Origin of the sequence: Pandoraea pnomenusa (genome assembly GCF_040391475.1) — a bacterium.
Classification (GTDB): Bacteria; Pseudomonadota; Gammaproteobacteria; order Burkholderiales; family Burkholderiaceae; genus Pandoraea; species Pandoraea pnomenusa_C.
The window spans coordinates 194,587-221,261 of the sequence record NZ_JBEBXS010000008.1; the positions used below are offsets into that span (position 1 = coordinate 194,587).

Consider the following 26,675-nt stretch of genomic DNA (forward strand, 5'->3'; position numbering starts at 1 on the left):
CCCGTTCAAGCGCGATCGGCCACGCGTTCGCCAAGCAGGCCGCTCGGACGGAACACCAGCACCACGATCAGGACCACAAACGCGAAGACGTCCTGGTAGTTACTGCCGAAGACCCCACCGGTCAGATCGCCGATGTAGCCCGCGCCCAGCGCTTCGATGAGGCCGAGCAACACACCGCCGACCATGGCGCCCTGCAGGTTGCCGATACCGCCGAGCACCGCTGCCGTGAACGCTTTCATGCCGGGAATGAAGCCCATGTAGAAGTGCGCATTGCCGTAGTTCGACGCCATCATCACCCCCGCGAGCGCGGCAAGCGCACCGCCCAGGGCAAACGTGGCCGAGATCACGAAGTTCGGGTTCACGCCCATGAGGCCCGCAACGTTGCGGTTTTCCGCCGTCGCGCGCATGGCGCGGCCGAGCCGGGTGCGGTTCACAAGCTGCGTGAGGCCGAACATGACGAGGAACGCGACCACGACGATCACGATCCCGGTGCCATTGGTCACCGCGCCCGGATGATCACCGCGTGGCGGGATCACGTTCAGGGCGTCGGTAGGCAGCAGTTGCGGGAACGAGAGCGGATTGCGCGACCAGATCAGCATGGCGATCGTTTGCAGGAGCAGCGACACACCGATGGCCGTGATCAGCGGCGCGAGACGCGGCGCGTTGCGTAAGGGCCGATAGGCCACGCGTTCGATCACGAAGTTCGCCAGGGCACAAACGGGCATACACACGAGTGTGGCAATGGCCAGCATCAGCGCCGGGTTCATGTTCGGCGCCACTTTCAACAACAGGTTGATGGTGGACAGCGCGACCATCGCGCCGATCATCATCACGTCGGCGTGGGCAAAGTTGATGATGCCCAGAATGCCGTAGACCATCGTGTAGCCCAGCGCAATGATTGCGTACACGCAACCCAGCACGAGGCCGTTCAAGATTTGTTGGATAAAGATATCCATGAAGCTAACTCCTTGTCCCGAAAACGGGCTCCCGACACGCTTACCCGATAGGGTGCGCGAGAGGGTCGAGAGAACTGCGGGTAATGAGGCGTAATCCTGTGTCAGGAGGGGGGCCGTGCCCGTCATGCAGGCACGGCATCGTTCCGCAGATAAAGAAACGGCACCGAATGGGTAGGCAGCGGTGCCGTTTCATGGCGCAAGCGCCCTGGAGTTACATCTTCACCACGTCAAGCACGCTCTTCTTCTTGTCCTTGTAGTTGTAGAGCGTGATCACCGGCTCCTTCATGTCGCCCTTGCTGTCGAAGGCGATGTGGCCAATGACACCCTTGTAGTCCGTGGCCGGCATGGCCGCCAGGATCTTCGCCGGATCGGTCGAGTTGGCACGCTTCATTGCGTCGATGATCACGTTGACGGCGTCATACGTGAACGGGGCGTAGATCTGGATCGGCTGGTTGAAACGGGTTTCATAACGCTTCGAGAAATCCGCACCGCCTTCCATCTTCGACAGCGCCATGCCCGCTTCCGAGCAGACGATGTTGTCGATGGCGTCGCCGGCCAGTTCGGCCACCTTGTCGGTACACACGCCGTCGCCGGCCAGCACCTTGGCACCGATACCCAGTTCCTTCGACTGCTTGGCGAACGGGCCGCCGGTGGCATCCATACCGCCGTACATGATGATGTCCGGACGCTCACCCTTGATCTTCGTCAGAATGGCACGGAAGTCCGTGGCCTTGTCGTTGGTCGCGTCGTGCGAGAGGACCTTCATGCCGTTGGCCTTGGCCGTCTTCTCGAATTCGTCGGCCAGCCCCTTGCCGTAGGCCGTCGCGTCATCGACGATGGCCACCGACTTGGCGTTGAGCGACTTGCTCGCGTAGTTGGCCAGCGCCGGGCCCTGTTGGGCATCGGTTGCGACCACGCGGTAGGTCGTCTTGAAGCCTTGCAGGGTATAGGCCGGGTTGGTTGCCGACGGGGAGATCTGCACAATGCCCGCATCGCTATAGATCTTCGATGCCGGAATCGTCGTGCCCGAGTTCAAGTGGCCCACCACGGCGACGACCTTCTCGTCGACCAGTTTCTGAGCGACCTGGGTGGCGGTCTTCGGATCGGCGGCGTCGTCTTCGGCCACCAGTTCCAGCTTGACCGGCTTGCCGTCGATCGTCAGGCCGGCCTTGTTGGCCTCTTCAACCGCAAGGCGTGCACCGTTTTCGTTATCTTTGCCCAAGTGAGCAATTTGGCCCGTCAATGGTGCAACGTGACCAATCTTGATCACGATAACCGAGTCGCCGCCCCCGCTGGCGGCAGTCGTCGCGGCAGGTGCAGAAGCGGCACCCGAATCGGCCTGCTTTTCTTCCTTCTGACCGCATGCCGCCAACAGCGTCACTGCGGCGACTACGGGCAGTACCTTCGCGAACTTGAGTTGCATGTGATTATCTCCAGATTGTCGGCGCTTTAATAACGCCAATGACGCCAATTCGACGTTTCGTATGCGAAACGCGCGCATTGTAACTCCATTCTTTGCGGCTGCGACGCCCGCCGCCACAGGGTTTTCCATAATCGGGGACTAAGGTTTTATACCGACTTGTACAACCCTGTTTTTTCAAAAGTGCAACCCCGGATTTGTGAATGGTTTTACGCACCCGGTCGCACCGCCCCGGGTGGCTTCGTGGTGCAACCGATGCACCATTTATGGGCCTGATCGACCCGACAATCTAATAAGCAATTAGCATGCCCATTTCAATTGGAGCGAATATTCTAATTAAGGGAATATATAAATAATTAGATTTCGTAAAACCCGATGCCCGGCATTTGTCGTAATTCCATATTCGTTGAATTATTAATGGCATCCTGTTGTTTTAACTGTCGATACGTGAAAAGCCAACAAACACGTTATGCGGACTTTTCGCGAACAAGTGTGGCGTTTTGCGAATTTGCCGCAGAGGGATTCCAGCGGCGAAACGGACCGTTCGACGAATGTCGGTCGGGTAATGCGTTCACCGCGCGATGCCTTGGCCGCGGGCGAAAAAAAACCGGGGTCACGTTGCGTGACACCCGGTTTTGCCGGCCAGTCGGGAGCACCCCGCCGGCCGTTTGGTTCGTTTGGTTCGTTCGGTGAGGCCGTTGCCTCCCCCGGCGTTGGCTCAGCTCGCGGCGACCGGCGCGAGGCCCTTGGGCAGCGGGAACGCAATGTTCTCTTCCACGCCGTCGAGGACCTTGACCTGATTGACCCCCAGCTCGCGCAGACGCGAGACGATCGACTGCGCCAATACCTCCGGCGCCGATGCCCCTGCCGTCACGCCGATGCGGCGCTTGCCATCGAACCACACCGCCTGGAGCTGGTCGGGCGAATCCACCATATAGGCCGGCACGCCCATCTTCTCGGCCACTTCGCGCAAACGGTTCGAGTTGGAACTGTTCGGGCTGCCAACGACCACGACCACGTCGCACTGCGGCGCCATGAATTTCACGGCGTCCTGACGATTTTGCGTGGCGTAGCAGATGTCCTGCTTCTTCGGCTCGGTAATCGACGGGAACCGCTGCTTGAGGGCGTTGATGACCTCGGCGGCGTCGTCCACGGACAGCGTCGTCTGGGTCACGTAGGCCAGCTTGGTTTCGTCGGCGACTTGCAGCGCGAGCACATCTTCGATCGTCTCGACGAGGAACATGCCCTCGCCCGACTGGCCCATCGTGCCTTCGACCTCAGGATGCCCCTTGTGGCCGATCATGATGATCTCGAGTCCCTGGCTGCGCATTTTCGCGACTTCGACGTGGACTTTCGTCACGAGCGGACACGTGGCGTCGAAAATGCGCAGGCCGCGGGTCTCCGCTTCTGCGCGGACCGCCTGCGACACACCGTGGGCGCTGAAAATCAACGTGTTGCCCGACGGCACGTCCGTCAGTTCCTCGACGAAAATTGCGCCCTTCTTGCGCAGGTTTTCGACGACATAGGCGTTGTGCACGATTTCGTGGCGCACATAGATCGGCGCACCATACATGGCAAGCGCGCGCTCGACGATCTCGATCGCGCGATCGACGCCCGCGCAAAAGCCGCGCGGCTGAGCCAGCAGGATTTCCGCATCCGAGAGCATCGGTGCTACGAATTGGGTGGCGCTCATTTCGATTCCTACAGAATGCCGATAATCTGGACTTCGAACACGATCGGCTGGCCGGCCAGCGGATGGTTGAAGTCGAACAATGCCCAGCCGTCGCCCAGCTCACGCAGGATACCCGCATAGCGGCCACCGCTCGGCGCGTTGAATTCGACCAGGTCGCCGACGCTATATTCTTCGCCGAAGTTGCTGTTTTCCTGCAGCGTCTTCATCGAGACACGTTGCAGCAGCTCCGGATTGCGCGGGCCGAAGGCCTGCTCGGGTGCCAGCTCGATGCTGCGACGCTCCCCCACGGCCATGCCCAGCAGCGCTTGCTCCAGCGTCGGGGCCATTTGCCCGCCGCCGAGTTGCAGCGTCGCCGGGGTACCTTCGAAAGTGTTGACGATGTCCGCGCCGTCCGGCGCGGCGATCCGGTAGTGGAGCGTCAGATAGGAATCGTCTTGAACCACGGGGGTTGCAACAGAACTCATGGGGGTCTCACGGCTAGGTCAAGCTAATATTGTAAATGACGACGCGTTGCGCGTCCGGCTCCCCATCGAAGCCGCCCCGAATTTTTCCGTCGACGGCGGCGTTGCCTGAATGAATTATGGCGGCAACGGCGATCATGCGCGCCCGAAATGCTGCCTGTGGAGTCGTCATGCCCATCGCCCAATGGCCGCTCGCCGAGCGTCCCCGTGAAAAAATGCTGGCGCGCGGCCCCCGTGCGCTGTCGGACGCCGAATTGCTCGCGATCCTCCTGCGGACCGGCTCGCGCGGGCGCGATGCCGTTGATCTCGGACGCGAATTGCTTGCTCGCAGCGGGTCGCTCACGCGGCTGCTCGCGACGCCTCTCGAGACACTGCGGCAGATCCCCGGCCTCGGCCAGGTCAAATCGCTCCAATTCCAGGCCGCGCTTGAAGTGGCGCGCCGCATGCTTGGCGAGAGAATGCAGGCGGGCAACCTGCTCGACTCGCCGTCCCGGGTGCGGGATTACTTGCGCCTTACCTTGCAGGACACCTCGCGCGAGCGCTTCGCCTGCCTGTTTCTGGACGCCTCGCACCGGCTGGTCAGTACCCGGGTGATGTTCGAGGGTACGCTCACGCAAACCTGTGCCTACCCACGCGAAATCGTGCGTGCCGCGCTGGAAGTCCACGCGGCGGCCGTGATCGTCGCGCACAACCACCCGTCCGGGGTGCCGACACCGAGTGCCGCCGATCTGGCGCTCACGCGGCAGTTGGGCGACGCACTGGCGCTGTTGGAAATCCGCCTGCTCGACCATTTCATCGTGGCCGGACCGACCGTGCGTTCGCTCGCGGAACACGGTGAATTGTGACGCCGTACAACATTTGCACAGAAATTTGGCACTTGGCATCGCGTTCATGGAACGCTTGCGCTATAATCCGTCCCTTCCCCAAATCTCCGACAGACGTTTCCCGCCAGGGACTCGCATCCTAAATCGACTAAAGCGATTGATTTGTCTGGGATTTTTGTGGTATTATCGCGGTCTGTCTTTTCGACTCACCTTTTTTTACACAGAATTCTGGGTTAGGAGTGCTTCATGGCACGCGTATGTCAAGTGACCGGGAAAGCGCCGATGGTCGGCAACAACGTTTCCCACGCCAACAACAAAACCAAGCGTCGTTTCCTCCCGAACTTGCAAAATCGCCGGTTCTGGGTTGAGAGCGAAAACCGCTTTGTGCGTCTGCGTCTTTCGAACGCCGGCTTGCGCCTGATCGATAAGGTCGGCATCGATGCCGTTCTCGCGGACCTGCGTTCGCGTAACGCCATCTAAGTTTAGGAGCTCATCATGGCAAAAGGCGCTCGCGACAAGATCAAGCTGGAATCGACCGCAGGCACGGGTCATTTCTACACGACCACCAAGAACAAGCGTACCCATCCGGAAAAGATGGAAATCAGCAAGTTCGATCCGGTGGCTCGTAAGCACGTGCCCTACAAGGAAACCAAGATCAAATAAGATCAACAGGTTTTCTCGCAGCAGTTCTCTGCTGCGTTCGATACCCCGCCCTTGGCGGGGTTTTTCGTTTACGCGTCTCGAAATCGGAAACGCTACGCTATGCGTAGTCATCTGGCGCATCTTTTCTACGATGTGCGCATAGGGACTGATGTCAGGCGCGTATTGACTCGCTATACTGGCGCATCACTCATCACGAGGACTGCGTCACCCTGGCGGCGCTCGTCCCAGACACCGCGCGTATCATGAATTTCGATGTCGTCATCGTCGGCAGTGGACTTGCCGGCCAGTCCGTCGCCCTGCACCTGGCCGACACTTGCCGTGTGGCGCTGGTCGCCAAACGTCCCATGCCCGAGGGCGCGAGCGACTGGGCACAAGGCGGCATTGCGGCCGTGCTCGATTCGACCGACAGTGTCGACGAACACGTCGCCGACACGCTGATCGCCGGGGCCGGACTGTGCGACGAAGCCGCCACGCGGTGTATCGTCGAGCACAGTCGCGAGGCCATCGAATGGCTCATCGCACAGGGCGTTCCCTTCACGCGTGACGACGCTGCCGAGCTCGGCTTCCACCTCACGCGCGAAGGCGGCCACAGTCATCGACGCATCATTCACGCCGCCGATGCCACGGGACATGCCGTGATCGCCACGCTCACCGAGCGTGTTCGCCAGCACCCGAACATCACGCTTTTCGAGAATCACTTCGCGGTCGACCTGATTACGTCCGACCGCGCACACTCGGCGCCGACCGCCGGGCGCCACTGTCAGGGGCTGTACGTGCAAGACCTCGGCACCGGCGAGGTGCATGCCATGACGGCTCGCCACACGGTGCTGGCCACCGGCGGCGCCGGCAAAGTCTATCTCTACACCACGAACCCCGACACCGCGACTGGCGACGGCATCGCGATGGCCTGGCGTGCGGGTTGCCGTATCGCGAACATGGAATTCATCCAGTTCCACCCGACGTGCCTCTACCATCCCTACGCGAAATCGTTCCTGATCACGGAAGCCGTGCGTGGCGAGGGTGGCCGTCTGGTTTTGCCTGACGGTACGCGCTTCATGCTCCAACACGATCCTCGCGCCGAACTCGCGCCGCGCGACATCGTGGCCCGGGCAATCGACTTCGAGATGAAGAAGCACGGGCTGGACTGCGTGTATCTCGATATCAGCCATCAAAGCCCCGAATTCCTGCAGGAACACTTCCCCACGATTCTTGCGCGCTGCGCCGAACTGGGCATCGACATCACGAAGCAACCGATTCCGGTCGTACCCGCCGCGCACTACACGTGTGGCGGCATCGTGACCGATATGCATGGCCGCACGGATCTACCCGGTCTCTACGCCGTCGGCGAAGCGACCTACACAGGCCTGCACGGCGCGAATCGCCTCGCCAGCAATTCCCTGCTGGAGTGCCTGGTACTCGGGAAAGCAACGGCGGAGGACATTCAACGCGGTGAAGCCACCCACCCGGTCGCCGCCGACGTGCCCGCCTGGGACGAAAGCCGCGTCTCGGACGCCGACGAGGAAGTCGTCGTCGCCCATAACTGGGACGAATTGCGTCGCATGATGTGGAACTACGTAGGCATCGTACGCACGACCAAACGACTGGAGCGCGCACAACATCGGATCGCGCTGCTGCGCGAGGAAATTGCTGAATACTATGCAAATTTCCGCGTCAGTCGCGATCTGCTGGAGCTTCGCAATCTGGTCGACGTGGCCTCGCTGATCGTCGACAGTGCACTGTCTCGGCACGAAAGTCGCGGCCTGCACTTCTCCCGCGACTTCCCGGACACGCTACCGAAAGCGTTGCCGACGGTGCTCTCGCCGGCCCTACCCCGACGCTCGAACTGAGCACAAATAGAAAAAGGCCACAGGTTTCACCCTGTGGCCTTCGGATTTTCGGGGCGGTGAAAGCCTCCGCGCCTCCGCGCCTCCGCTTATCCCACCGTCTCGATAATGCGCATCGAGTAGTCGGTCGCGCGAACGTCCTTCGTCAGACTACCGACGGAGATCCGGTCGACGCCTGTCTCTGCAATCGCACGCACCGTCTCGAGGTTGATCCCGCCCGAGGCTTCCAGCACTGCACGCCCCTCCGACACTCGCGCCGCTTCGCGCATCATTTCGAGCGTGAAGTTATCAAGCAGAATTGAGGTCGCACCACACGCCAGCGCCGACTCGAGTTCTTCAAGCGACTCGACCTCGATCTGCACCGGTGCGCCGTCGGCCAGACGATCCGCGTTCGCGAGCACCTCACGAATCCCCCCCGCCGCAGTGATATGGTTTTCCTTGATGAGGATGCCGTCGTAGAGCGCCAGACGCTGATTCGTACCGCCGCCCACAAGCACGGCAAACTTCTGCGCGAGACGCAACCCGGGCAACGTTTTGCGCGTATCCAGCACCCGTGCTTTCGTACCCTCGACGATGTCGGCATAGCGGCGCACCGATGTGGCAACCCCCGACAGCATCTGCAGGAAGTTCATCGACGTGCGTTCGCCCGTGAGCAGCGCGCGCGCCGGGCCGTGGATGTCGCACACGACCGAGTCCGGCGTCATGCGTTCACCTTCGCGGTAGTGCCACTGCACTCGCACCGAAGGATCCACCCCTTGCATGCAGCGTTCGAACCAGCGCACACCGCACAGCACGGCCGACTCACGCACGATGATGCGGGCATGCGCCATCTCGTCGGACGGCACGAGCAGCCCCGTCAGATCTCCGGCGCCGATGTCTTCCGCGAGCGCGTCGCGAACGTTGCGCGCGAGCGCCGTTTCGAGCGGCTCACCGAAGGTGGCGAATTCGGCAGACAGCGCCGCGTCAGTGCTCAGCGTTTTGGATTGCGTCATCATGCGGGTCCCACACCAGCAAACAGCGCGCCATCGCGCGCGAAATCACCACTGGCGCGCACGTTCTGCTTGCGCGCCTCGGCGAACGTCAACATCCGGTCGATACAGGTATGCGCCCGGCGGCCGATCTCCGGATCGACGTGAATTTCGTTGCGACCGGATTCCAGCACTTCAGCCAGGTTGCGCAGACCGTTCATGGCCATCCACGGGCAGTGCGCGCAGCTCTTGCACGTGGCGCTGTTCCCCGCCGTCGGCGCTTCGATGAAGCGCTTACCCGGCGCGGCCGCGCGCATCTTGTGCAGAATGCCGTTGTCGGTCGCCACGATGAATTCGGTGGCATCCATTGTCTGTGCGGCCGTGATCATCTGCGAGGTCGAGCCGACCACGTCGGCCTGCTCGACCACCGACGCCGGCGATTCCGGATGCACCAGCACCCTGGCGTTCGGAAACTCGCGACGCAGCAACTCGAGCTCGGTACCCTTGAACTCGTCATGGACGAGGCAAGCGCCTTGCCACAGCAACATGTCGGCGCCCGTTTGCTTCTGGACGTAGCTACCCAGATGGCGGTCCGGCGCCCAAAGAATTTTTTTGCCTTGCGCGTGCAGATGCGCCACGATTTCCAACCCGATGGAAGACGTCACCATCCAGTCGGCACGCGCCTTCACGGCAGCGCTCGTGTTCGCGTAGACGACGACCGTGCGGTCGGGATGCGCGTCGCAAAATGCGGCGAACTCATCGGCCGGGCAGCCCAGATCGAGCGAGCACGTCGCGTCGAGATCGGGCATCAGAATGCGCTTTTCGGGACTGAGGATCTTGGACGTCTCGCCCATGAATCGCACACCGGCGACGACGAGCGTCCTGGCCGAATGATTGCGCCCGAAGCGCGCCATTTCCAGCGAGTCGGCCACGCAGCCGCCGGTCTCCTCGGCGAGGTCCTGCAAGTCGGCGTCGACGTAGTAATGGGCCACCAGCACAGCGTTCTGCTCGATGAGCAACCGCTTGATTCGGGCTTTGAGTGCCGCGCGTTCCTCCTGCGACGGCACATCCGGGACGCGCGCCCAGGCATGGGCAACGCAAGTGGCGCCGCTCGGTGCGGGGCGCTCGAATTCTACGGATTTCAGTGAGGCGTTCATTTTCACTTGGCCCGAGGGGGGACCGGGAATGACAAAACCCCGCCGTGGCGGGGTTTCGATTATGCGTCAAAAACGCATTTCTGGCGCAGACCGTTCACGCGTAACGGCGCAGGCGCGAAGCGAATTCCTGCAACGCATGGATGCCGCTCTGCTCGGCGCGATGACACCAGTTCTGCAACTGGCTCAACAACTGCTCGCGCGACGCGTTCGAACGATCCCAGATACCGGCCAGTTCGCGGCGCAGTTCGTAGTACGTCTTCACGGCATTGCTGTGCGCGAAAATCTCGCCCAGTTGCTGCTTTTGCGGCTCTTGCAGCGAGGCTTCGTCGTGGTGCAGCCACTTGCGTGCGCCGCGGAACAACTGGTATTCGCCATGCTGACGCTTGTCCTTGAAGCGCGCCAGCTCTTCGCCGTAAGCACGCTGGAAAGTCTTGGCGTAACGCGCCATCACTTCGTAGCGGTTCGAGAGCACGGCCTGCAACGTATCGTCGTCGCACGCGACCTTGGTCTTGCCGAGCTTCGGCGTCGGTGCGATCTTCTTCACCTTGGCCAGCCCGACCGCCTGCATCATGCGGATGTACATCCAGCCGATGTCGAATTCGTACCACTTGTTCGACAGCTTGGCCGACGTGGCATACGTGTGGTGGTTGTTGTGCAGTTCTTCGCCACCGATGACGATGCCCCACGGGAGCAGGTTCGTCGACGCGTCGGCGCAGTTGAAGTTGCGGTAGCCCCAGTAGTGACCCAGGCCGTTGACGACACCGGCTGCCCAGAACGGAATCCACACCATCTGCACGGCCCACACGGTCAGGCCGATCGCACCGAACAGCGCGATGTCGATGATCATCATGAAGCTCACGCCAAGAATCGGATAACGCTTGTAGACGTGGTTCTCGATCCAGTCATTCGGCGTGCCGTGGCTGAACTTGCGCAGCGTTTCCTCGTTCTTCGCTTCGGCGCGATAGAGTTCGGCGCCTTCGGCGAGCACTTTCCACAGACCGCGCGTTTGCGGGCTATGCGGATCTTCCGGCGTTTCGCACTTGGCGTGGTGCTTGCGGTGGATGGCAGCCCACTCGCTAGTCACCATGCCCGTGGTCATCCACAGCCAGAAACGGAAGAAATGGGAGACGATCGGATGCACGTCGAGGGCGCGGTGCGCCTGGCAACGGTGCAAATAGATGGTCACGCCGGCGATCGTCACATGCGTGACGGCCAACGTGAACAACGTGATCTGCCAGCCGCTCCAATCGAGCAGGCCGGAAGAGAGAAAACCAAGGAGACTGTCCAGCAAAATATCACTCCAAACTAATCAATACGGTAGCCATCACGGCGGGATCGCCGTGTCTTGTCTTGTCGGGCCGAAGCGGCACGATGGCCGTCGCGTCAGGTCTCGTTCTTTCGCTCGCTTGACGCTTTGAGTCGCTGGAGTTCGGCAAGTTGCTGAATGCCGTGGCGATATGGGCGGAAAACGTGCCAGTGAACGTCTGGTTATTATCGTTTGGGGGCATTTTACCTGACGGACTGTCGCCCGTGTGTAGCCTGCCCGCCACGACATTTTGTCGCAGGTCAACCCAGCGTTCTGGGAGAAAGCGTCTACGGTGCCGGCTTCACACCGCCATCGCCCTGTGGCTGCGCCATTCCGGACGATTCCTGCGGTGCATCCGGAAGATTGACATGGCCGGAAGGTACGCCGTCCGCCCAGTCGTTCAGGATCCGTATTTCGCGCTGGGCATACGGAATTTCAATACCGTGCTCGCGGAAAGTGCGCCAAATTCGCAAATTGATCGCCGAGCGGATGCCGCCACTGCCCTGCGCCGGGTCTTGCACCCAGAATCCCATTTCGAGATCCATCCCATCGGCCCCGAAGTTCAGCAGCAGTGCCGACGGCGGCGGGTCGGCCAGCACACGGGGGATGCCCTCGGCGGCCTTGAGCATCAGCGACATCGCCAGTTCGACATCTGCGCTATACGCGACCTGAACATTGACCTTGGCGCGTCCACGCGTCTCCGTGAACGAGTGGTTTTGCACCACATTGGTGACCAGTTGTTCGTTCGGCACCAGCGCTTCCACGCCGTCCAGCCCACGCACCACCGTATAACGCGTGTTGATCTGCGACACCGTGCCGTGATACGGCGCGACGGTGATCAAGTCGCCAATGCGCACTGAACGGTCAAGCAGGATGATGAAGCCCGACACGAGATTCGACGCGATCTTCTGCAAACCGAAGCCCAGCCCCACGCCGAGCGCACCGCCGAACACCCCGAGCACGGTGATGTCGATGCCGACGAACGACAACGTCACCAGCACCGCGATCAGCGTGAGCAGGCCCTTGACCAGCCGCGACAGCACCACCTTGAGGTTGCCGTCGAGCGTGGTCGTGCGCATGATCCGGTCTTCGATCAGCGAGCCGACCCACATCGCGAGCATCAGCGTCACGCCCACCCAGAGCAGCCCGGAGAGGATCGAGAGCAGCGTCAGATGGCTCGTGCCGACCGCAAAGCGCACGCTGGCCATCCACCGGAGGATGTCGTCGTGTACGCCCAGCACGTAGGCAATCATCGACACCCAGGCGAGTGTCGTGAACACGCGCTCGAAGACTTTCAGCAGCCCGGACGCATGCGGCGACGAGGCAAACAACCGTCGCGCGAAGTAGAACGCCAGATAGATGAGCGCCGTGCCGAAGAGCGGCACCTCCGCGAGCATCAGCAGCGAGACGCGGGTGTACTCCTGGAGCACCACCCGCGTGAGCGCGACACAAATCCAGCCGAACATCGGGAAGAACGCGCGTCGCAGACTCGACGACCCGGCCCGTCGGGCCGGCGCGACACGCTCGAAGTGACGGTCGAGACGCCCGATCATCCAGCGTCGCAGCACGAACGCCACGGCGAGCGCGCCCACCAGCGCCACGATCTGCCAGATGATCTGTGAGTCGCCGAAGTCGCGAACGACGTCGCGCACCAATCTCGCGAAAGCCGGACTTTCCTGCATCGCCATCGTTTCTATCTCTTGTTGTCAGCTGATGTCAGCGTCTGCCGTGACTCTACACTTTCCCGAGCCTTACGCCGGACGACGCTCGAACACGGCGGCAAAGAAGCCGTCGGTCGCGTGTCGGTTCGGCATCAGTTCGAGATACTTGCCCGTGTCGACGCCGATTTTCTGTGCGGCGAGCAACTCGTTGGCCGGCAGCAGCACGAACTCGGGATGCGCCTTCGCGAACGCCTCCGCAATCGCCTCGTTCTCTTCGGTCAGGAGGCTGCACGTCGCGTACACGAGTCGGCCGCCCGGTTTCACCAGACGCGCCGCGCTCGCGAGAATCGACGTCTGCATCTGCGTGAGTTCCTCGACCGACTGCGGCGACTGACGCCACTTCAGATCCGGATTGCGGCGCAACGTGCCGAGGCCGCTGCAAGGCGCGTCGACCAGCACACGGTCGATCTTGCCCGCCAGACGCTTGATCTTGCTGTCATTCTCGCTGTCGATCATCACCGGATAGACGTTCGACAGCCCGCTGCGCGCCAGACGCGGCTTGAGCTTGGCCAGACGCTTCTCCGAGACGTCGAACGCGTAGAGACGCCCCGTCGAGCGCATCTGCGCACCGATGGCGAGGGTCTTGCCTCCGGCGCCGGCGCAGAAATCGACGATCATCTCGCCACGGCGCGGGGCAACGAGCTGGCACAGCAACTGACTGCCTTCGTCCTGCACTTCGATGGCGCCCGACATGAACAGCGGGTGCTTTTGCAGCGCCGGCTTGCCCGCCAGGCGAATGCCGTTGGGCGCGAACGGCGTCGGCTCGGCCGAGAAGCCGTCTTCGCGCAGCTTCGCGAGCACCTCGTCGCGATTGCCCTTGATGACGTTGACGCGGCAGTCGAGCGGCGCCGGCTGATTGAGCGCCGCGGCCAGGGCTTCAAGCTCCGTGGCATCGAAACGCTTGGCCAGACGGTCGTACAGCCACTCCGGCAAGTTAGTGCGCACTCTCGGCTTGAGCGTTGCCGGATCGATCTGTCCGACGTGCTCCAGCCAATCGACTTCCTCGGGCGACGCCACCAGCTTGACCGAAGCGATGCCGCGCGTGAACGCGAGCCCCAGCAGGGCAAGACGACGCTCAAGCGGGCCTGAGCCGCTCTCGGCGTGCTGGCCGAACTCGAGCTTGCGTCGCAGGATGGCGAACACCGTCTCGGCCAGTACACCGCGCTCGCGGTGCCCCAGGCGGTCATGGGCGCGGAAGTACGTGCTCACGAGCGTATCGGCCGGGCCGGTGAACTTCAGCACGGTGCCGAGCAGTTCCTGGGTGCGTTCGAAGAGCGCGGGCGACAGGTGTTCGCCGCGCATGCGGGCGCTGTCGACCGGCGGGCCGTCCTGACGATCCTGACGGCGATCGCCGTCGCGGGCGCTTCTGCCGCCCTTGCCGCCATACGACGAACGGGAATCGAACGATTTACCGCCGGTGCGACCACCGGTTTGATTGGCGCCATTGCGGCGCTGGGTCGGGCGTGTGCTCATGCGTCCTCACCAAAGAGCCATTGCGAGTCGGGCGTGCCGTCGGCACCGGGGGTTACCGTCACGCGGCCATCGGCCACGACCAGACGGTCTTCCACGAACCAGCGCACGGCGCGCGGATAAATGATGTGTTCCAGCGGCAGAATGCGCTCGGCCAGCGCGTCCGGGGTATCGCCCGGGCGCACCGGCACGGCGGCCTGCAGCACGTACGGTCCGTGATCGAGCTCGGCCGTCACGAAATGCACCGTCGCACCCACGATCTTGCAGCCGGCCTCAAGGGCGCGGGCGTGCGTTTGCAGCCCCGGGAAGGCCGGGAGCAGCGACGGATGGATGTTGATGAGACGGCCGGCATAGCGTTGCGTGAATTCCGGCGTGAGAATGCGCATGAACCCGGCCAGCACGACCAGATCCGGCTGATGACGGTCGATCTCGGCGGCCAGCTCGGCGTCGAATGCCTCGCGGGTCTTGCCGAGGCTCGGCACCACGGCAGTGGCAATGCCGTTTTCTTGTGCAAAGGCCAGGCCCTCGGCCTCGGCCCGATTTGCGACGATGGCGGCCACGCGGGCCGGCCAGCCTTCTGCGGTACAGGCCCGGACGATGGCCTGCATGTTGCTGCCTCGTCCGGAAATCAGGATGACAATGTTCTTCATCGCCGGATTTTATCATTGGCGCGGCGCACCAGACAGCGCGATCCGCGCCGCGATGGCCCCGAAGCGTTTATAATTCAACGTTCTGCGGCGCCGCAATGTCGGTTTGGCCGCCTTGCGCGAGATGGCCCCGGGGCAGCCCCGGTCAGGCCGCCGCAGGGCGCCGGGCCCTCGCAACGGCGCCGCGCGGTTCATCCACCAACGCTCACTCAACGTCCTGTACTGACGCTTCCTTATCGTGCGAGTCTTCCGGGGTCTACCCAACGCGCAAAGCAAAGCGCCCTGCGTGCTGACGATCGGCAATTTCGACGGCGTGCACCTGGGCCACCAGGCACTGCTCGCGCGCGTGCGCGCCGCAGCGGCCGCGCGCGGCCTGCCGGTGTGCGTGATGACGTTCGAGCCGCATCCCCGCGAATACTTCATGCCCGACCGGGCGCCCGCGCGCATCTCCAATCTGCGCGACAAGTTCGAGGCACTGCGTGCCCAGGGCGTCGACCGGTTGGTGGTGGAACACTTCAACGCCCACTTCGCCGGCCAATCGCCTGAAGACTTCGTGCGCAACATCATCGTCGACGGCCTGCACACCCGCTGGCTGCTCGTCGGCGACGACTTCCGCTTCGGCGCCAAGCGCGCGGGCGACATCGAATACCTGCGCGACGCCGGCCGCCGCTTCGACTTCGTTGTCGAGCAGATGCCGACCATCGCGCACGACGGCGTGCGCATCTCCAGCTCGGAAGTGCGCGCCGCGCTCGCCGAGGGCAATTTCGAGCGCGCCCATGCGCTGCTCGGCCGTCCTTACGCGATCACCGGTCACGTCGTGCACGGCATGAAGCTCGGCCGCAAGCTGGGCTTCCCGACACTGAACCTGCGCATCGCACACAAGCATCCGGCGCTGTCGGGCATCTTCGTCGTGCAGGTGCACGGCCTGGCCGATCGGCCGTTGCCTGCCGTGGCGAGCCTGGGCCTGCGCCCGACCGTGGACGATTCCGGTCGCGTGCTGCTCGAAGTGCATCTGCTCGACTTCGTCGGCGATTGCTACGGCAAGCTCGTGCGCGTGGAATTCCTGCAGAAGCTGCGTGACGAAGCGAAATTCGACGGACTGGCCGAACTCGAAGCCGCCATCGCGCAGGACACGCGCGAGGCGCGCGCGTATTTCGCCCACGCACACGACGCCAATGGCCCGAGTGCACGACGCGACTTCGCCACCTCGGCCACCGACCGAATTAGATGATCTTCGCCCGCGTGCGCCGGCGCCCTGCGCCACGCGCGCGGCCCGCTGCCGCCACCGGCACCTGCCCGGGCGTTGCATCTGCCGGCCTCGACAGGCCCGAACGCAACGCCGCCGGCGCGAGCGCCCCACACCCGAAATTCCAAAATTCGTAGCGAAGCACCATGAGCGATAAGAAAGCCCCGAGCAAGTATCCCGTCAACCTGCTGGACACGCCGTTCCCGATGCGTGGCGACCTGCCCAAGCGCGAGCCCCTGTGGGTCAAGCAATGGCAGGAAAAGAAGATCTACGACAAGATCCGTCGCGCCAGCAAGGGTCGTCCGAAGTTCATCCTGCACGACGGCCCGCCGTATGCCAACGGTGACATCCACATCGGTCACGCGGTCAACAAGATCCTCAAGGACATGATCGTCAAGGCGCGCAGCCTCGCGGGCTTCGACGCCGCCTACGTGCCGGGCTGGGACTGCCACGGCATGCCCATCGAAATCCAGATCGAAAAGCAGTTCGGCAAGCACCTTCCGGTGCGCGAAGTGCAGGAGAAGGCGCGCGCCTATGCGGCCGTGCAGATCGAGCGCCAGAAGGCCGACTTCGAGCGCCTGGGCGTGCTCGGCGATTGGGACAATCCGTACAAGACCATGAACTTCTCGAACGAAGCGAACGAGCTTCGTGCACTCGCGAAGATCATGGAGAACGGTTACGTCTACCGTGGCCTGAAGCCGGTGAACTGGTGCTTCGACTGCGGCTCGGCGCTGGCCGAGGCGGAAGTCGAGTACAAGGACAAGACCGATCTGGCCATCGACGTGGGCTTCCCCTTCGCCGAACCGGAGAAGGTTGCCAAAGCCTTCGGCCTCTCGACGCTGCCGCGCAACGACGGCTTCATCGTGATCTGGACGACCACCCCGTGGACGATTCCGTCGAACCAGGCCCTGAACGTGCATCCCGAAGTCGAGTACGCGCTCGTCTCGACCGATCGCGGCCTGCTGATCCTCGCGACCGAGCGTGTCGAGGAATGCCTGAAGACGTACGGCCTGCACGGCGAGATTCTCGCGCGCACGAAGGGCGAAGCCCTCTCGCTGCTCCGCTTCCGCCACCCGCTGGCCACCGCCGATGCCGGCTACGAACGCACCTCGCCGATCTACCTCGGCGACTATGTGACGACCGACACCGGTACCGGTATCGTGCACTCGGCGCCGGCCTACGGCGTGGAAGACTTCTTGTCGTGCAAGGCGCACGACATGCCCGACTCGGAAATCCGCATGCCGGTGCTCGGCGACGGGCGCTATCAGGACAGCCTGCCGCTGTTCGGCGGCCAGTCGATCTGGGATGCCAACCCGCAGATCGTCGAAGCGCTGCGCGAAGCGGGCACGCTGTTCCACTCGTTCAAGTACACGCACAGCTACATGCACTGCTGGCGTCACAAGTCCCCGATCATCTACCGCGCCACCAACCAATGGTTTGCGGGCATGGACGTGAAGCCGGTCGACGGCGCACCCGGCGACGGCAAGACACTGCGCGAGATCGCGCTCGCCGGCATCGAAGCGACGGAGTTCTTCCCGTCGTGGGGCAAGCAACGCCTGCACAACATGATCGCGCACCGCCCGGACTGGACGCTCTCGCGTCAACGCCAATGGGGCGTGCCGATGGCGTTCTTCGTCCACAAGGAAACCGGCGCGCTGCACCCGCGCACGCCCGAGCTGCTCGAAGCCGTGGCCAAGCGTGTGGAAACCGAAGGCATCGAAGCCTGGCAGACGCTCGACCCGGTCGAATTGCTCGGCGACGAAGCCAAGGACTACGTGAAGAACCGCGACACGCTCGACGTGTGGTTCGACTCGGGCACCACGCACTGGCACGTGCTGCGCGGCTCGCACGCGCATGAACTCGGTTTCCCGGCGGATCTGTACCTGGAAGGCTCGGACCAGCACCGCGGCTGGTTCCACTCGTCGCTGCTGACCGCGTCGATGATGGACGGCCGCCCGCCCTACAAGGCGCTGCTCACGCACGGGTTCACCGTCGACGGTCAGGGCCGCAAGATGTCGAAGTCGATCGGCAACACCATCGTGCCGCAGGAAGTTGCGGGCAAGCTTGGTGCGGAAATCATCCGCCTGTGGGTGGCGTCGACCGACTATTCGGGCGAACTGTCGATCTCCGACGAAATTCTCAAGCGTGTGGTCGAGAGCTATCGTCGTATCCGCAACACGCTGCGCTTCCTGCTCGCGAACCTGGCCGACTACGACCACGCGAAGCACGCGCTGCCGCCGGAACAGTGGCTCGAGATCGACCGCTACGCCGTGGCGCTCGCCCAGTCGCTGCAGACCGAAGTGCTCGGTCACTACGACCGCTACGAGTTCCACCCGGTGGTGGCCAAGCTCCAGACGTTCTGCTCGGAAGATCTCGGCGGCTTCTACCTCGACATTCTGAAGGACCGTCTGTACACGAGCGCACCGGATGCTCCTGCCCGCCGTGCCGCCCAGAACGCGCTGTATCACATCACGCACGGGCTGCTGAAGCTCATGTCTCCGTTCCTGTCGTTCACGGCCGAAGAAGCCTGGCAAGTGTTCCAGCCGGGCAACGACACGATCTTCACGGAAACGTACTACACGTATCCTGAAGTGGCCGAAAGCACGCGCCTGCTGGAGAAGTGGTACCTGCTGCGCGCCGTACGCGGCGACGTGACCAAGGCACTGGAAGAGGCGCGCGCTGCCGAACAGATCGGTTCGTCGCTGCAGGCCGAAGTCGAGGTTCGCGTGTCGGGCCGCAAGTTCGACGTGCTCGCTAGCCTCGGCGACGATCTGCGCTTCGTGCTGATCACGTCGGCCGCCGCCGTCACGCAGGTCGCGACGGAAGCCGACGAAGGCGTGGTGGTCACGCCGTCGTCGCACCAGAAGTGCGAGCGTTGCTGGCACTATCGTGACGACGTGGGCGCAGACGCCGCTCACCCGACCCTTTGCGGACGTTGCGTGTCGAATCTCTTCGGCAGCGGCGAACACCGGAGCGCGGCATAATGGCAGGCAAAGCAGGCGCTCGCACGGGCGCACAGCGCAGGAACGGCAACGGCGGCGCCCGCGGGGGCGCCACCTACGGTCTGCTGCCGTGGCTGGGGATCGCCGTCATTGCGATCCTGCTCGATCAGGTGACCAAGCTCACGATTCTGAAGACCTTCCAATACGGCGAATTCCGCCCGGTTACGTCGTTCTTCAATCTGGTGCTGGTGTACAACAAGGGCGCGGCGTTCAGCTTTCTGGCGGCCGCCGGTGGCTGGCAGCGCTGGTTCTTCACGCTGCTCGGGATCGTGGCGGCCACGGTCATCATCTGGCTGCTCAAGCGTCACAACGGCCAGAAGATGTTCTGCCTGTCGCTGTCGCTGATTCTCGGCGGCGCACTGGGGAACGTGATCGATCGTGTGATCTACGGTCACGTGATCGACTTTCTGGACTTCCACGTCGGCGGCTGGCACTGGCCGGCGTTCAACGTGGCCGACTCGGCCATTTGCGTGGGCGCGGTGCTGCTGGTGATCGACGAGCTGCGACGCGTGCGGCGCGGCAAGTAGCACCCTTTGCTGGATCCGCCGCGATCGACGCGGCACAGTCCGGGCGCGCAGCCAATTGGGCATGTGTGCACGGGCGACATCCGTCGCGGCGCCCTGGAGGCGCCGCGCGGCACTTTGGAGGAGGCATTTCTATGGAACGCGGTGAACTGGCGGGCAAGACCATCGTTCTCGGGCTGACGGGCGGGATCGCCTGCTACAAGTCTGCGGAACTCACCCGGTTGCTCGTCAAGGCCGGCGCGACGGTGCAGGTCGTGATGACCGACGCCGCCACGCAATTCATCACGCCGCTCACGATGCAGGCGCTCTCCGGACGCCCCGTCTACACCAGCCAGTGGGACAACCGCATCGACAACAACATGGCGCATATCGACCTCTCGCGTGAGGCCGACGCCATTCTGATCGCCCCCGCCTCCACCGACTTCCTCGCCAAACTGGCGCACGGTCTGGCCGACGACCTGCTCTCCACGCTGTGCGTCGCGCGCGACTGCCCGCTGCTGGTCGCCCCGGCCATGAACCGCCAGATGTGGGCCAACCCGGCGACCCAGCGCAATGCGGCAACGCTGCGCGGCGATGGCATTGCCATCCTCGGCCCGGGCAGCGGCGACCAGGCTTGCGGCGAAATCGGCGACGGCCGGATGCTCGAACCCGAAGACCTGTACGAAGCCCTTGCCGGATTCTTCCAGCCCAAACGCCTCGCCGGACGCCGTGTACTGATTACCGCCGGCCCGACCTTCGAGCCGATCGATCCGGTGCGCGGGCTGACGAACCTGTCGAGCGGCAAGATGGGTTTTGCGCTCGCGCGCGCTGCGGCGCAGGCCGGGGCCGACGTGCATCTGGTTGCCGGACCGACGTCCCTCGCCACGCCCTATGGCGTGACACGCAGCAACGTGCAGACGGCCCGGCAGATGTTCGACGCCGTGATGGCCGACGCCGCGCACAACGACATCTTCATCGCCGTGGCGGCGGTGGCCGACTGGCGCGTGCGCGACGTGGCGCACGACAAGATCAAGAAGACGGGCGACGCCGACGTGCCCACACTCGAATTCGTCCAGAACCCCGACATTCTCGCGGCCGTGGCTCAACTTCCGGCAGCGCCCTATTGCGTGGGCTTTGCCGCCGAGTCGGGCGACCTGGAAAAGCACAGCGCGGAAAAGCGCCGCCGCAAACAAGTGCCGCTGCTCGTGGGCAATCTCGGTCCCGCCACGTTCGGGCAGGACGACAACGAAGTCATCCTGTTCGACGAGGCTGGTCAGAAGCGTCTGCCGCGTGCCGACAAGCAATCGCTGGCGCGCAGCCTGATCGTCGAGATCGCCGCCCGGTTGCCCAAACGCACCAAGCCGGCCTCAGGCGCGCCGGGCTGACGCATCCGCTCACGCGCGGGCCGACGCCTTGACGGCGCGCATCGCCCCATCGTTCATTCGCTTCATCGTCTGTCATCGTCGTTGTCCGGCGGCGCTGGCAGACTGGCAGGACACCGGCACGCTTCGCCGCCTGCCGCTTTCATCGCCCGGCCTTCGGGCCATCGCAATACCCAGAATAAAATGACGCAACCTCCTTCCTCCATGCGGCCCGCCGTCAGTGTCTACGGGACACTGAGCATGCTCGCCGCGATCATGTTCTTCGGCTTCATGACGATCGGCATGCCGCTGCCCGTGCTGCCGGTCTACGTGCACGAGACGCTCGGCTACGGCTCGTTCGTGGTCGGTGTGACCATCGGCATCCAGTCCGTCGTCACGCTGCTGCTGCGCTCCTATGCCGGTCGCGTCGTCGACACGCGCGGCCCGCGCCGGGCAGTGCTCACCGGCCTTTGTGGCTGTGCGGCGGCGGGCGTGCTGTACCTGGTCGCGTCGATGGTGCCCAATCCCGCGCTCGCGCTGGGCATTCTCATCGCCGGACGCGTCGTCCTCGGCTTCGGCGAAAGCCTGCTCCTCACCGGCGGCATGTCGTGGGGCATCGGCCTGCTCGGCGCCGCCCACGCCAGCAAGGCCATCTCGTGGCAGGGCGTGTCGATGTACACGGCACTCGCCACCGGCGCGCCGTTCGGTGCCTACCTGCTCCAATCGGCAGGCTTCACGGTGGTCTCGCTCGTGAACATTGTCCTGCCCGCGATTGCCTTTGCCATCGCCCTTCGCCTGCCGGCTGCCGCACCGGTGGGCGGCAATCGTCTGCCGTTCTTCCGCGTGGTCGGGCTGGTATGGCGTCCGGGCCTCGCCATGACGCTGGGCAGTATCGGCTACGCCGTGATCGCCGCCTTCATCACGCTCTACTACGCCAGCCACGGCTGGTCAGGGGCAGCCTACGCGCTCACGCTCTATAGCGCCTGCTTCATTGGCATGCGGATCCTGTTGGCGCATGCCGTCGATCGCTTCGGTGGACGCCGCGTCGCGATGTGCTCGCTGGTCTTCAGCGCCATCGGCCAGTTCCTGCTGTGGGGCGCCGTGAGCCCGAATATGGCGCTCGCGGGCGCAGGGCTGACGGGTGTCGGCTTCTCACTCGTCTTTCCGGCCCTCGGGGTCGAGGCGCTGCGCCAGGTGCCGCCGCAGAACCGCGGGGCGGCGCTGGCGGCTTACTCGGCATTCTTCGATCTGGCGCTCGGCCTGATCGGACCGATGGCCGGCCTCGTCGCCAACTTTTTTGGTTACGCCTCGATCTTCCTGTGCGGCGCACTCGGGGGCATTGTCGCGATCGTGATGATTGCGCGTCTGCCGCATGCAGTCCCCGGCACGGCGCCGGTGGATTCGTCCGCCGGCAGCGGCCACTGATTGACACGACCGATTGGCTTAACGACACGTCGACGGCCATCCACCGTCGGCCAGGAGCACCGAACGCATGTCGCAACCTACTGCTGCCCGTATCAAGCTGTCGATCCTCGATCAGACGCCCGTCATCCACGGCCATAGCGTGGCAGACGCCATTGCCGCCACCGTCGAACTCGCACAAGCGGCCGACGATCTCGGCTACACGCGCTACTGGTGCGCCGAGCATCACGGGTTGCGTGGCGTGGCCAATCCGGCCCCGGAAGTCATGATCGCGCGGTTGGCCAGCGTGACGAAACGTCTGCGGGTCGGCTCGGGCGGGGTGATGCTGCCCTACTACAGCCCGTTCAAGCTGGCGGAACAGTTCCTGATGCTCGAAGCGCTGTTCCCGAACCGCATCGACCTCGGCGTCGGACGCGCCCCTGGCGGCGACATGCGCACGGCACGCGCCGTGGCAAAAGGGCCTTACGACGCGGGCGAACATTTCCCGCAACAGGTCGCCGAACTGGCCGGCCTGTTCGGCGGCACGCTCGCCGACGATCATCCCTACCGGGGTGTGCTGCTGCAACCGGCCATCGAGACGCGCCCCGAACTGTGGGTGCTCGGTTCCAGCGAGTTCGGCGGGCTGCTCGCCGCGCAACTCGGCTTGCGCTACTGCTTCGCCCACTTCATCAATGCGCATTACGGTCATCGTGTGACGCAGGCGTATCGCGAACGCTTCACGCCGGGACAGCTCGACAAGCCGTATTGCTCGGTCGCACTCTTCGTCATCTGCGCCGATACCGACGCCGAAGCGCAAGCGCTGGAGGCGGGCGTGGATCTGCGTCGTGTGCAGATGGCCTACGGCATGAACGAGCCGATTCCCAGCCTCGAACAGGGCGCGCAGGCCAAGCCGCAGTACCGCGATCGAGAGCTGTCCGTGATTGCGCGCGAGAAGCCCCGTAGTATCATCGGCACCCCGGAGCGCGTGACCGAACGCGTGATGGAATTGCAGGCGCAGTTCGAGGCCGACGAGATTGTCGTGCTGACGGTGGCCGGCAGCTATCGTGCGCGTCTGCGCTCGCATGAATTGCTCGCACAGGCGTTCGCGCTGCGCGCGGGCGAATGACAAAATGACAACGCCGGTTCGCGCCCCCGATGCGCGCTTGCCCAGCCTGACCCCATACCCTCAACGCCATACGCCATGAAACTCGACGTCAAAATTCTCGACGAACGCCTGCGCTCGCAGTTGCCCGCCTACGCCACGCCGGGCAGCGCCGGGCTGGATCTGCGCGCCTGTCTCGACACGCCGCTGACCATCGCACCGGGCCAGACCGTGCTCGTGCCGACGGGACTGGCGATTCACCTCGACGATCCGGGCTACGCCGCACTGATCCTGCCGCGCTCGGGTCTGGGCCACAAGCATGGCATCGTGCTCGGCAACCTGGTCGGGCTGATCGATTCGGACTATCAGGGTCAACTGATGGTGTCGACGTGGAATCGCGGCAGTGAACCGTTCGTGTTGAACCCGTTCGAGCGTCTGGCGCAGCTGGTGATCGTGCCGGTCGTTCAGGCCGAATTCAACATCGTCGACGAATTCCCGGAGAGCGATCGGGGCGCGGGTGGCTTCGGCAGCACCGGCAAACACTGACGCCTCACAAGCATCAGCATAAAAAAAGCGCCGCATGAAGCGGCGCTTTTTCATTGGGCGATGCGCTGACGATTACTCGACTTCGGCAGCTTCCGGCTCCGGACGGGTGTTGCCATCCTCCGGGAAGGACAACTGTACCTGATCGTTCTCGTCCAGATTGACGGTCACGCGACCACCGCTCGTCAGACGCCCGAACAGCAGTTCGTCGGCCAACGCACGGCGGATCGTGTCCTGGATCAGACGCTGCATCGGACGCGCGCCCATGAGCGGGTCGAAGCCCTTCTTCGCCAGGAACGCGCGCAGCTTGTCGGTGAAGACAACCTCGACCTTCTTCTCGTGCAGCTGATCTTCGAGCTGGATGAGGAACTTGTCGACGACGCGCAGGATGATCTGCTCGTCGAGCGGCTTGAAGCTGATGATCGCGTCGAGACGGTTGCGGAACTCCGGCGTGAACATGCGCTTGATGTCGGCCATTTCATCGCCGGCCTGACGCTCGTTCGTGAAGCCGATGCTCGCGCGGTTGATGGTCTCGGCGCCCGCGTTCGTCGTCATGATGATGATGACGTTGCGGAAATCCGCCTTGCGGCCATTGTTGTCCGTCAGCGTACCGTGGTCCATCACCTGGAGCAGCACGTTGAAGATGTCCGGATGCGCCTTTTCGATTTCGTCGAGAAGCAGCACGCAGTGCGGCTTCTTCGTCACCGCTTCGGTCAGCAGACCACCCTGGTCGAAGCCCACGTACCCCGGGGGCGCGCCGATCAGACGGCTCACCGCATGACGCTCCATGTACTCCGACATGTCGAAGCGAATAAGCTCGATGCCCAACGTGAACGCGAGTTGCTTGGCGACTTCGGTCTTGCCGACGCCCGTCGGGCCCGAGAACAGGAACGCGCCGATCGGCTTGTCCGTCTTGCCCAGCCCGGCTCGCGACATCTTGATTGCCGCGGAAAGCGCGTCGATGGCCGGGTCCTGCCCGAACACCACGCTCTTGAGATCGCGATCGAGCGTCTGGAGCTTGCCGCGGTCGTCCGCCGATACACTCTGCGCCGGAATACGGGCAATCTTCGAGACGATTTCCTCGATCTCGCCCTTGCCGATCGTCTTCTTCTGCTTCGACTTCGGCAGAATCCGCTGCGCGGCACCGGCTTCGTCGATCACGTCGATGGCCTTGTCCGGCAGGTGACGGTCGGTGATGAACTTCGCCGACAGTTCCGCCGCCGCCGACAGGGCGCTCGACGAGTACTTCACGCCGTGGTGCTCTTCGAAACGGGACTTCAGGCCGCGCAGGATCTGGACCGTCTGCTCGACGGTCGGCTCGTTCACGTCGATCTTCTGGAAACGACGCGACAGGGCCGCATCCTTCTCGAAGATGCCGCGGTATTCGGTAAACGTCGTGGCGCCGATGCACTTGAGCTGCCCGGACGACAACGCCGGCTTGAGCAGGTTCGACGCATCGAGCGTGCCGCCCGACGCGGCGCCCGCGCCGATCAGCGTGTGAATTTCGTCGATGAACAGGATCGCGTTGTTGCGCTCCTTGAGTTCCTTGAGCACTGCCTTGAGGCGTTGCTCGAAGTCACCGCGATACTTCGTTCCGGCAAGCAGCGCGCCCATGTCCAGCGAGTAGACGGTGGCGTCCTGCAGAATCTCCGGCACTTCGCCGCGCGTGACGCGCCAGGCGAGGCCCTCGGCGATGGCCGTCTTGCCCACGCCGGCTTCGCCCACGAGGAGCGGATTGTTCTTGCGGCGACGGCACAACACCTGCACCACGCGCTCGACTTCCGACTCGCGCCCGATGAGCGGATCGATCTTGCCGTCGCGGGCCATCTGGTTGAGGTTCTGGGTGTACTGGGCGAGCGGGCTTTCCTTGGCGTTCGCCCCCTCTTCACCCTCGGCGCTACCCTCGCCGGCCTTGGCCGACTCGCCGGACGCACCGGTCTTGGTAATGCCGTGAGAGATGAAATTGACGACGTCCAGGCGCGTCACGCCCTGCTGCTGCAGGTAGTAGACGGCGTGGGAGTCCTTTTCACCGAAGATGGCGACCAGCACGTTCGCGCCCGTGACTTCCTTCTTGCCGTTGGAAGTGGACTGAACGTGCATGATGGCGCGCTGAATCACACGCTGGAAACCGAGCGTGGGCTGTGTGTCGACCTCGTCGCTACCCGGCACCGTCGGCGTATTGTCGGCGATGAAGTTGCGCAGGTTCTGCCGCAAATCGTCGAGATTTGCCGCGCAGGCGCGCAACACTTCGGCAGCGGTCGGGTTATCCAAGAGAGCGAGCAACAGGTGCTCGACCGTAATGAATTCGTGTCTTGCCTGGCGCGCTTCCATAAACGCCATGTGCAGGCTGACTTCCAATTCCTGGGCAATCATGCTTCCTCCATCAC

At 63.6% G+C, this 26,675-nt stretch carries 22 protein-coding genes; 11 read left to right on the plus strand and 11 right to left on the minus strand.

The genetic code is table 11. The features are described 5' to 3' along the window. Nucleotides 1–5: 5 nt before the first annotated feature. The 4 genes from ABWO90_RS11290 to ABWO90_RS11305 all read right to left on the minus strand — a co-directional run bounded on the left by ABWO90_RS11290 (nucleotide 6) and on the right by ABWO90_RS11305 (nucleotide 4,533). Nucleotides 6–956 (minus strand): branched-chain amino acid ABC transporter permease, encoded by a 951-nt coding sequence (locus ABWO90_RS11290; RefSeq protein ID WP_353191317.1) that lies wholly within the window; start codon nucleotides 954–956, stop codon nucleotides 6–8. A 211-nt stretch (nucleotides 957–1,167) separates the two neighbouring features. Continuing rightward, a complete protein-coding gene (locus tag ABWO90_RS11295; protein WP_353191318.1) occupies nucleotides 1,168–2,379 on the minus strand; it encodes a branched-chain amino acid ABC transporter substrate-binding protein in 1,212 nt (403 codons plus the stop codon). Nucleotides 2,380–3,094: 715 nt separating this feature from the next. After that, nucleotides 3,095–4,069: a 4-hydroxy-3-methylbut-2-enyl diphosphate reductase gene (gene ispH / locus ABWO90_RS11300; RefSeq protein ID WP_353191319.1), complete on the minus strand. Its 975-nt coding sequence runs from the start codon at nucleotides 4,067–4,069 to the stop codon at nucleotides 3,095–3,097. A gap of 8 nt (nucleotides 4,070–4,077) precedes the next feature. Further along, nucleotides 4,078–4,533 carry an FKBP-type peptidyl-prolyl cis-trans isomerase gene (locus tag ABWO90_RS11305; protein ID WP_353191320.1) on the minus strand — a complete coding sequence of 152 codons (456 nt, stop codon included), beginning with the start codon at nucleotides 4,531–4,533 and terminating at the stop codon, nucleotides 4,078–4,080. A 167-nt stretch (nucleotides 4,534–4,700) separates the two neighbouring features. Between ABWO90_RS11305 and radC the strand changes: the two genes are divergently transcribed. The 4 genes from radC to nadB all read left to right on the plus strand — a co-directional run bounded on the left by radC (nucleotide 4,701) and on the right by nadB (nucleotide 7,864). Further along, nucleotides 4,701–5,375, plus strand: coding sequence for a RadC family protein (gene radC, locus ABWO90_RS11310; RefSeq protein WP_353191321.1), 675 nt, complete (start codon nucleotides 4,701–4,703; stop codon nucleotides 5,373–5,375). 225 nt (nucleotides 5,376–5,600) lie between these two features. Next, entirely contained in the window at nucleotides 5,601–5,834 is a 234-nt protein-coding gene (gene rpmB / locus ABWO90_RS11315; RefSeq protein WP_039400832.1) for a 50S ribosomal protein L28, read from the plus strand. A gap of 15 nt (nucleotides 5,835–5,849) precedes the next feature. After that, nucleotides 5,850–6,017 (plus strand): 50S ribosomal protein L33, encoded by a 168-nt coding sequence (rpmG, locus tag ABWO90_RS11320; RefSeq protein ID WP_010807102.1) that lies wholly within the window; start codon nucleotides 5,850–5,852, stop codon nucleotides 6,015–6,017. A 242-nt stretch (nucleotides 6,018–6,259) separates the two neighbouring features. Continuing rightward, a complete protein-coding gene (gene nadB, locus ABWO90_RS11325; RefSeq protein WP_353191322.1) occupies nucleotides 6,260–7,864 on the plus strand; it encodes an L-aspartate oxidase in 1,605 nt (534 codons plus the stop codon). Between the two features lie 86 nt (nucleotides 7,865–7,950). On the opposite strand, the gene nadC is transcribed toward nadB, so the two are convergent. From nadC to purN, 6 genes are all read right to left on the minus strand, one after another. Continuing rightward, nucleotides 7,951–8,856, minus strand: coding sequence for a carboxylating nicotinate-nucleotide diphosphorylase (nadC, locus tag ABWO90_RS11330; RefSeq protein WP_353191323.1), 906 nt, complete (start codon nucleotides 8,854–8,856; stop codon nucleotides 7,951–7,953). Then, the gene (nadA, locus tag ABWO90_RS11335; protein WP_353191324.1) at nucleotides 8,853–9,986 is read right to left on the minus strand and encodes a quinolinate synthase NadA; all 1,134 of its coding nucleotides are present in this window, start codon (nucleotides 9,984–9,986) and stop codon (nucleotides 8,853–8,855) included. The genes nadC and nadA overlap by 4 nt, the downstream gene beginning before the upstream one ends. A 94-nt stretch (nucleotides 9,987–10,080) precedes the next feature. Further along, complete coding sequence (locus ABWO90_RS11340; RefSeq protein ID WP_353191325.1) at nucleotides 10,081–11,277, minus strand: DesA family fatty acid desaturase; 1,197 nt, start codon at nucleotides 11,275–11,277, stop codon at nucleotides 10,081–10,083. A gap of 302 nt (nucleotides 11,278–11,579) precedes the next feature. Continuing rightward, a complete protein-coding gene (locus ABWO90_RS11345; protein ID WP_353191326.1) occupies nucleotides 11,580–12,980 on the minus strand; it encodes a mechanosensitive ion channel family protein in 1,401 nt (466 codons plus the stop codon). Nucleotides 12,981–13,043: 63 nt separating this feature from the next. Next, on the minus strand, nucleotides 13,044–14,315 hold the full coding sequence (locus ABWO90_RS11350; RefSeq protein WP_353191343.1) for an RsmB/NOP family class I SAM-dependent RNA methyltransferase: 1,272 nt from the start codon (nucleotides 14,313–14,315) through the stop codon (nucleotides 13,044–13,046). A 167-nt stretch (nucleotides 14,316–14,482) separates the two neighbouring features. After that, complete coding sequence (gene purN, locus ABWO90_RS11355; protein ID WP_353191327.1) at nucleotides 14,483–15,133, minus strand: phosphoribosylglycinamide formyltransferase; 651 nt, start codon at nucleotides 15,131–15,133, stop codon at nucleotides 14,483–14,485. A gap of 235 nt (nucleotides 15,134–15,368) precedes the next feature. Here purN and ABWO90_RS11360 point away from each other — a divergent pair, with 235 nt between their 5' ends. From ABWO90_RS11360 to dut, 7 genes are all read left to right on the plus strand, one after another. Then, the gene (locus ABWO90_RS11360) at nucleotides 15,369–16,361 is read left to right on the plus strand and encodes a bifunctional riboflavin kinase/FAD synthetase (protein WP_353191328.1); all 993 of its coding nucleotides are present in this window, start codon (nucleotides 15,369–15,371) and stop codon (nucleotides 16,359–16,361) included. Between the two features lie 161 nt (nucleotides 16,362–16,522). Next, nucleotides 16,523–19,360 carry an isoleucine--tRNA ligase gene (gene ileS / locus ABWO90_RS11365; protein WP_353191329.1) on the plus strand — a complete coding sequence of 946 codons (2,838 nt, stop codon included), beginning with the start codon at nucleotides 16,523–16,525 and terminating at the stop codon, nucleotides 19,358–19,360. Further along, the gene (lspA, locus tag ABWO90_RS11370) at nucleotides 19,360–19,905 is read left to right on the plus strand and encodes a signal peptidase II (protein WP_353191330.1); all 546 of its coding nucleotides are present in this window, start codon (nucleotides 19,360–19,362) and stop codon (nucleotides 19,903–19,905) included. The genes ileS and lspA overlap by 1 nt, the downstream gene beginning before the upstream one ends. A 131-nt stretch (nucleotides 19,906–20,036) precedes the next feature. Further along, nucleotides 20,037–21,266 carry a bifunctional phosphopantothenoylcysteine decarboxylase/phosphopantothenate--cysteine ligase CoaBC gene (gene coaBC / locus ABWO90_RS11375; protein ID WP_353191331.1) on the plus strand — a complete coding sequence of 410 codons (1,230 nt, stop codon included), beginning with the start codon at nucleotides 20,037–20,039 and terminating at the stop codon, nucleotides 21,264–21,266. Nucleotides 21,267–21,446: 180 nt separating this feature from the next. Further along, the gene (locus ABWO90_RS11380) at nucleotides 21,447–22,667 is read left to right on the plus strand and encodes an MFS transporter (RefSeq protein ID WP_353191332.1); all 1,221 of its coding nucleotides are present in this window, start codon (nucleotides 21,447–21,449) and stop codon (nucleotides 22,665–22,667) included. 67 nt (nucleotides 22,668–22,734) lie between these two features. Then, nucleotides 22,735–23,769 (plus strand): LLM class flavin-dependent oxidoreductase, encoded by a 1,035-nt coding sequence (locus ABWO90_RS11385; RefSeq protein WP_353191333.1) that lies wholly within the window; start codon nucleotides 22,735–22,737, stop codon nucleotides 23,767–23,769. A 75-nt stretch (nucleotides 23,770–23,844) separates the two neighbouring features. Further along, entirely contained in the window at nucleotides 23,845–24,291 is a 447-nt protein-coding gene (dut, locus tag ABWO90_RS11390; protein WP_353191334.1) for a dUTP diphosphatase, read from the plus strand. Between the two features lie 72 nt (nucleotides 24,292–24,363). Here the strand turns inward: dut and clpA are convergent, their stop codons facing one another. Continuing rightward, complete coding sequence (clpA, locus tag ABWO90_RS11395; RefSeq protein WP_353191344.1) at nucleotides 24,364–26,661, minus strand: ATP-dependent Clp protease ATP-binding subunit ClpA; 2,298 nt, start codon at nucleotides 26,659–26,661, stop codon at nucleotides 24,364–24,366. Nucleotides 26,662–26,675 lie beyond the last annotated feature (14 nt).

Excerpts from the sequence above, each read along its gene's own strand:
- ABWO90_RS11290 (WP_353191317.1), bottom strand. The coding sequence starts at position 956 with ATGGATATCTTTATCCAACAAATCTTGAACGGCCTCGTGCTGGGTTGC.
- ABWO90_RS11295 (WP_353191318.1), bottom strand. The coding sequence starts at position 2,379 with ATGCAACTCAAGTTCGCGAAGGTACTGCCCGTAGTCGCCGCAGTGACG.
- ispH (WP_353191319.1), bottom strand. The coding sequence starts at position 4,069 with ATGAGCGCCACCCAATTCGTAGCACCGATGCTCTCGGATGCGGAAATC.
- ABWO90_RS11305 (WP_353191320.1), bottom strand. The coding sequence starts at position 4,533 with ATGAGTTCTGTTGCAACCCCCGTGGTTCAAGACGATTCCTATCTGACG.
- radC (WP_353191321.1), top strand. The coding sequence starts at position 4,701 with ATGCCCATCGCCCAATGGCCGCTCGCCGAGCGTCCCCGTGAAAAAATG.
- rpmB (WP_039400832.1), top strand. The coding sequence starts at position 5,601 with ATGGCACGCGTATGTCAAGTGACCGGGAAAGCGCCGATGGTCGGCAAC.
- rpmG (WP_010807102.1), top strand. The coding sequence starts at position 5,850 with ATGGCAAAAGGCGCTCGCGACAAGATCAAGCTGGAATCGACCGCAGGC.
- nadB (WP_353191322.1), top strand. The coding sequence starts at position 6,260 with ATGAATTTCGATGTCGTCATCGTCGGCAGTGGACTTGCCGGCCAGTCC.
- nadC (WP_353191323.1), bottom strand. The coding sequence starts at position 8,856 with ATGATGACGCAATCCAAAACGCTGAGCACTGACGCGGCGCTGTCTGCC.
- nadA (WP_353191324.1), bottom strand. The coding sequence starts at position 9,986 with ATGAACGCCTCACTGAAATCCGTAGAATTCGAGCGCCCCGCACCGAGC.
- ABWO90_RS11345 (WP_353191326.1), bottom strand. The coding sequence starts at position 12,980 with ATGGCGATGCAGGAAAGTCCGGCTTTCGCGAGATTGGTGCGCGACGTC.
- ABWO90_RS11350 (WP_353191343.1), bottom strand. The coding sequence starts at position 14,315 with ATGCGCGGCGAACACCTGTCGCCCGCGCTCTTCGAACGCACCCAGGAA.
- purN (WP_353191327.1), bottom strand. The coding sequence starts at position 15,133 with ATGAAGAACATTGTCATCCTGATTTCCGGACGAGGCAGCAACATGCAG.
- ileS (WP_353191329.1), top strand. The coding sequence starts at position 16,523 with ATGAGCGATAAGAAAGCCCCGAGCAAGTATCCCGTCAACCTGCTGGAC.
- lspA (WP_353191330.1), top strand. The coding sequence starts at position 19,360 with ATGGCAGGCAAAGCAGGCGCTCGCACGGGCGCACAGCGCAGGAACGGC.
- coaBC (WP_353191331.1), top strand. The coding sequence starts at position 20,037 with ATGGAACGCGGTGAACTGGCGGGCAAGACCATCGTTCTCGGGCTGACG.
- ABWO90_RS11380 (WP_353191332.1), top strand. The coding sequence starts at position 21,447 with ATGACGCAACCTCCTTCCTCCATGCGGCCCGCCGTCAGTGTCTACGGG.
- ABWO90_RS11385 (WP_353191333.1), top strand. The coding sequence starts at position 22,735 with ATGTCGCAACCTACTGCTGCCCGTATCAAGCTGTCGATCCTCGATCAG.
- dut (WP_353191334.1), top strand. The coding sequence starts at position 23,845 with ATGAAACTCGACGTCAAAATTCTCGACGAACGCCTGCGCTCGCAGTTG.
- clpA (WP_353191344.1), bottom strand. The coding sequence starts at position 26,661 with ATGATTGCCCAGGAATTGGAAGTCAGCCTGCACATGGCGTTTATGGAA.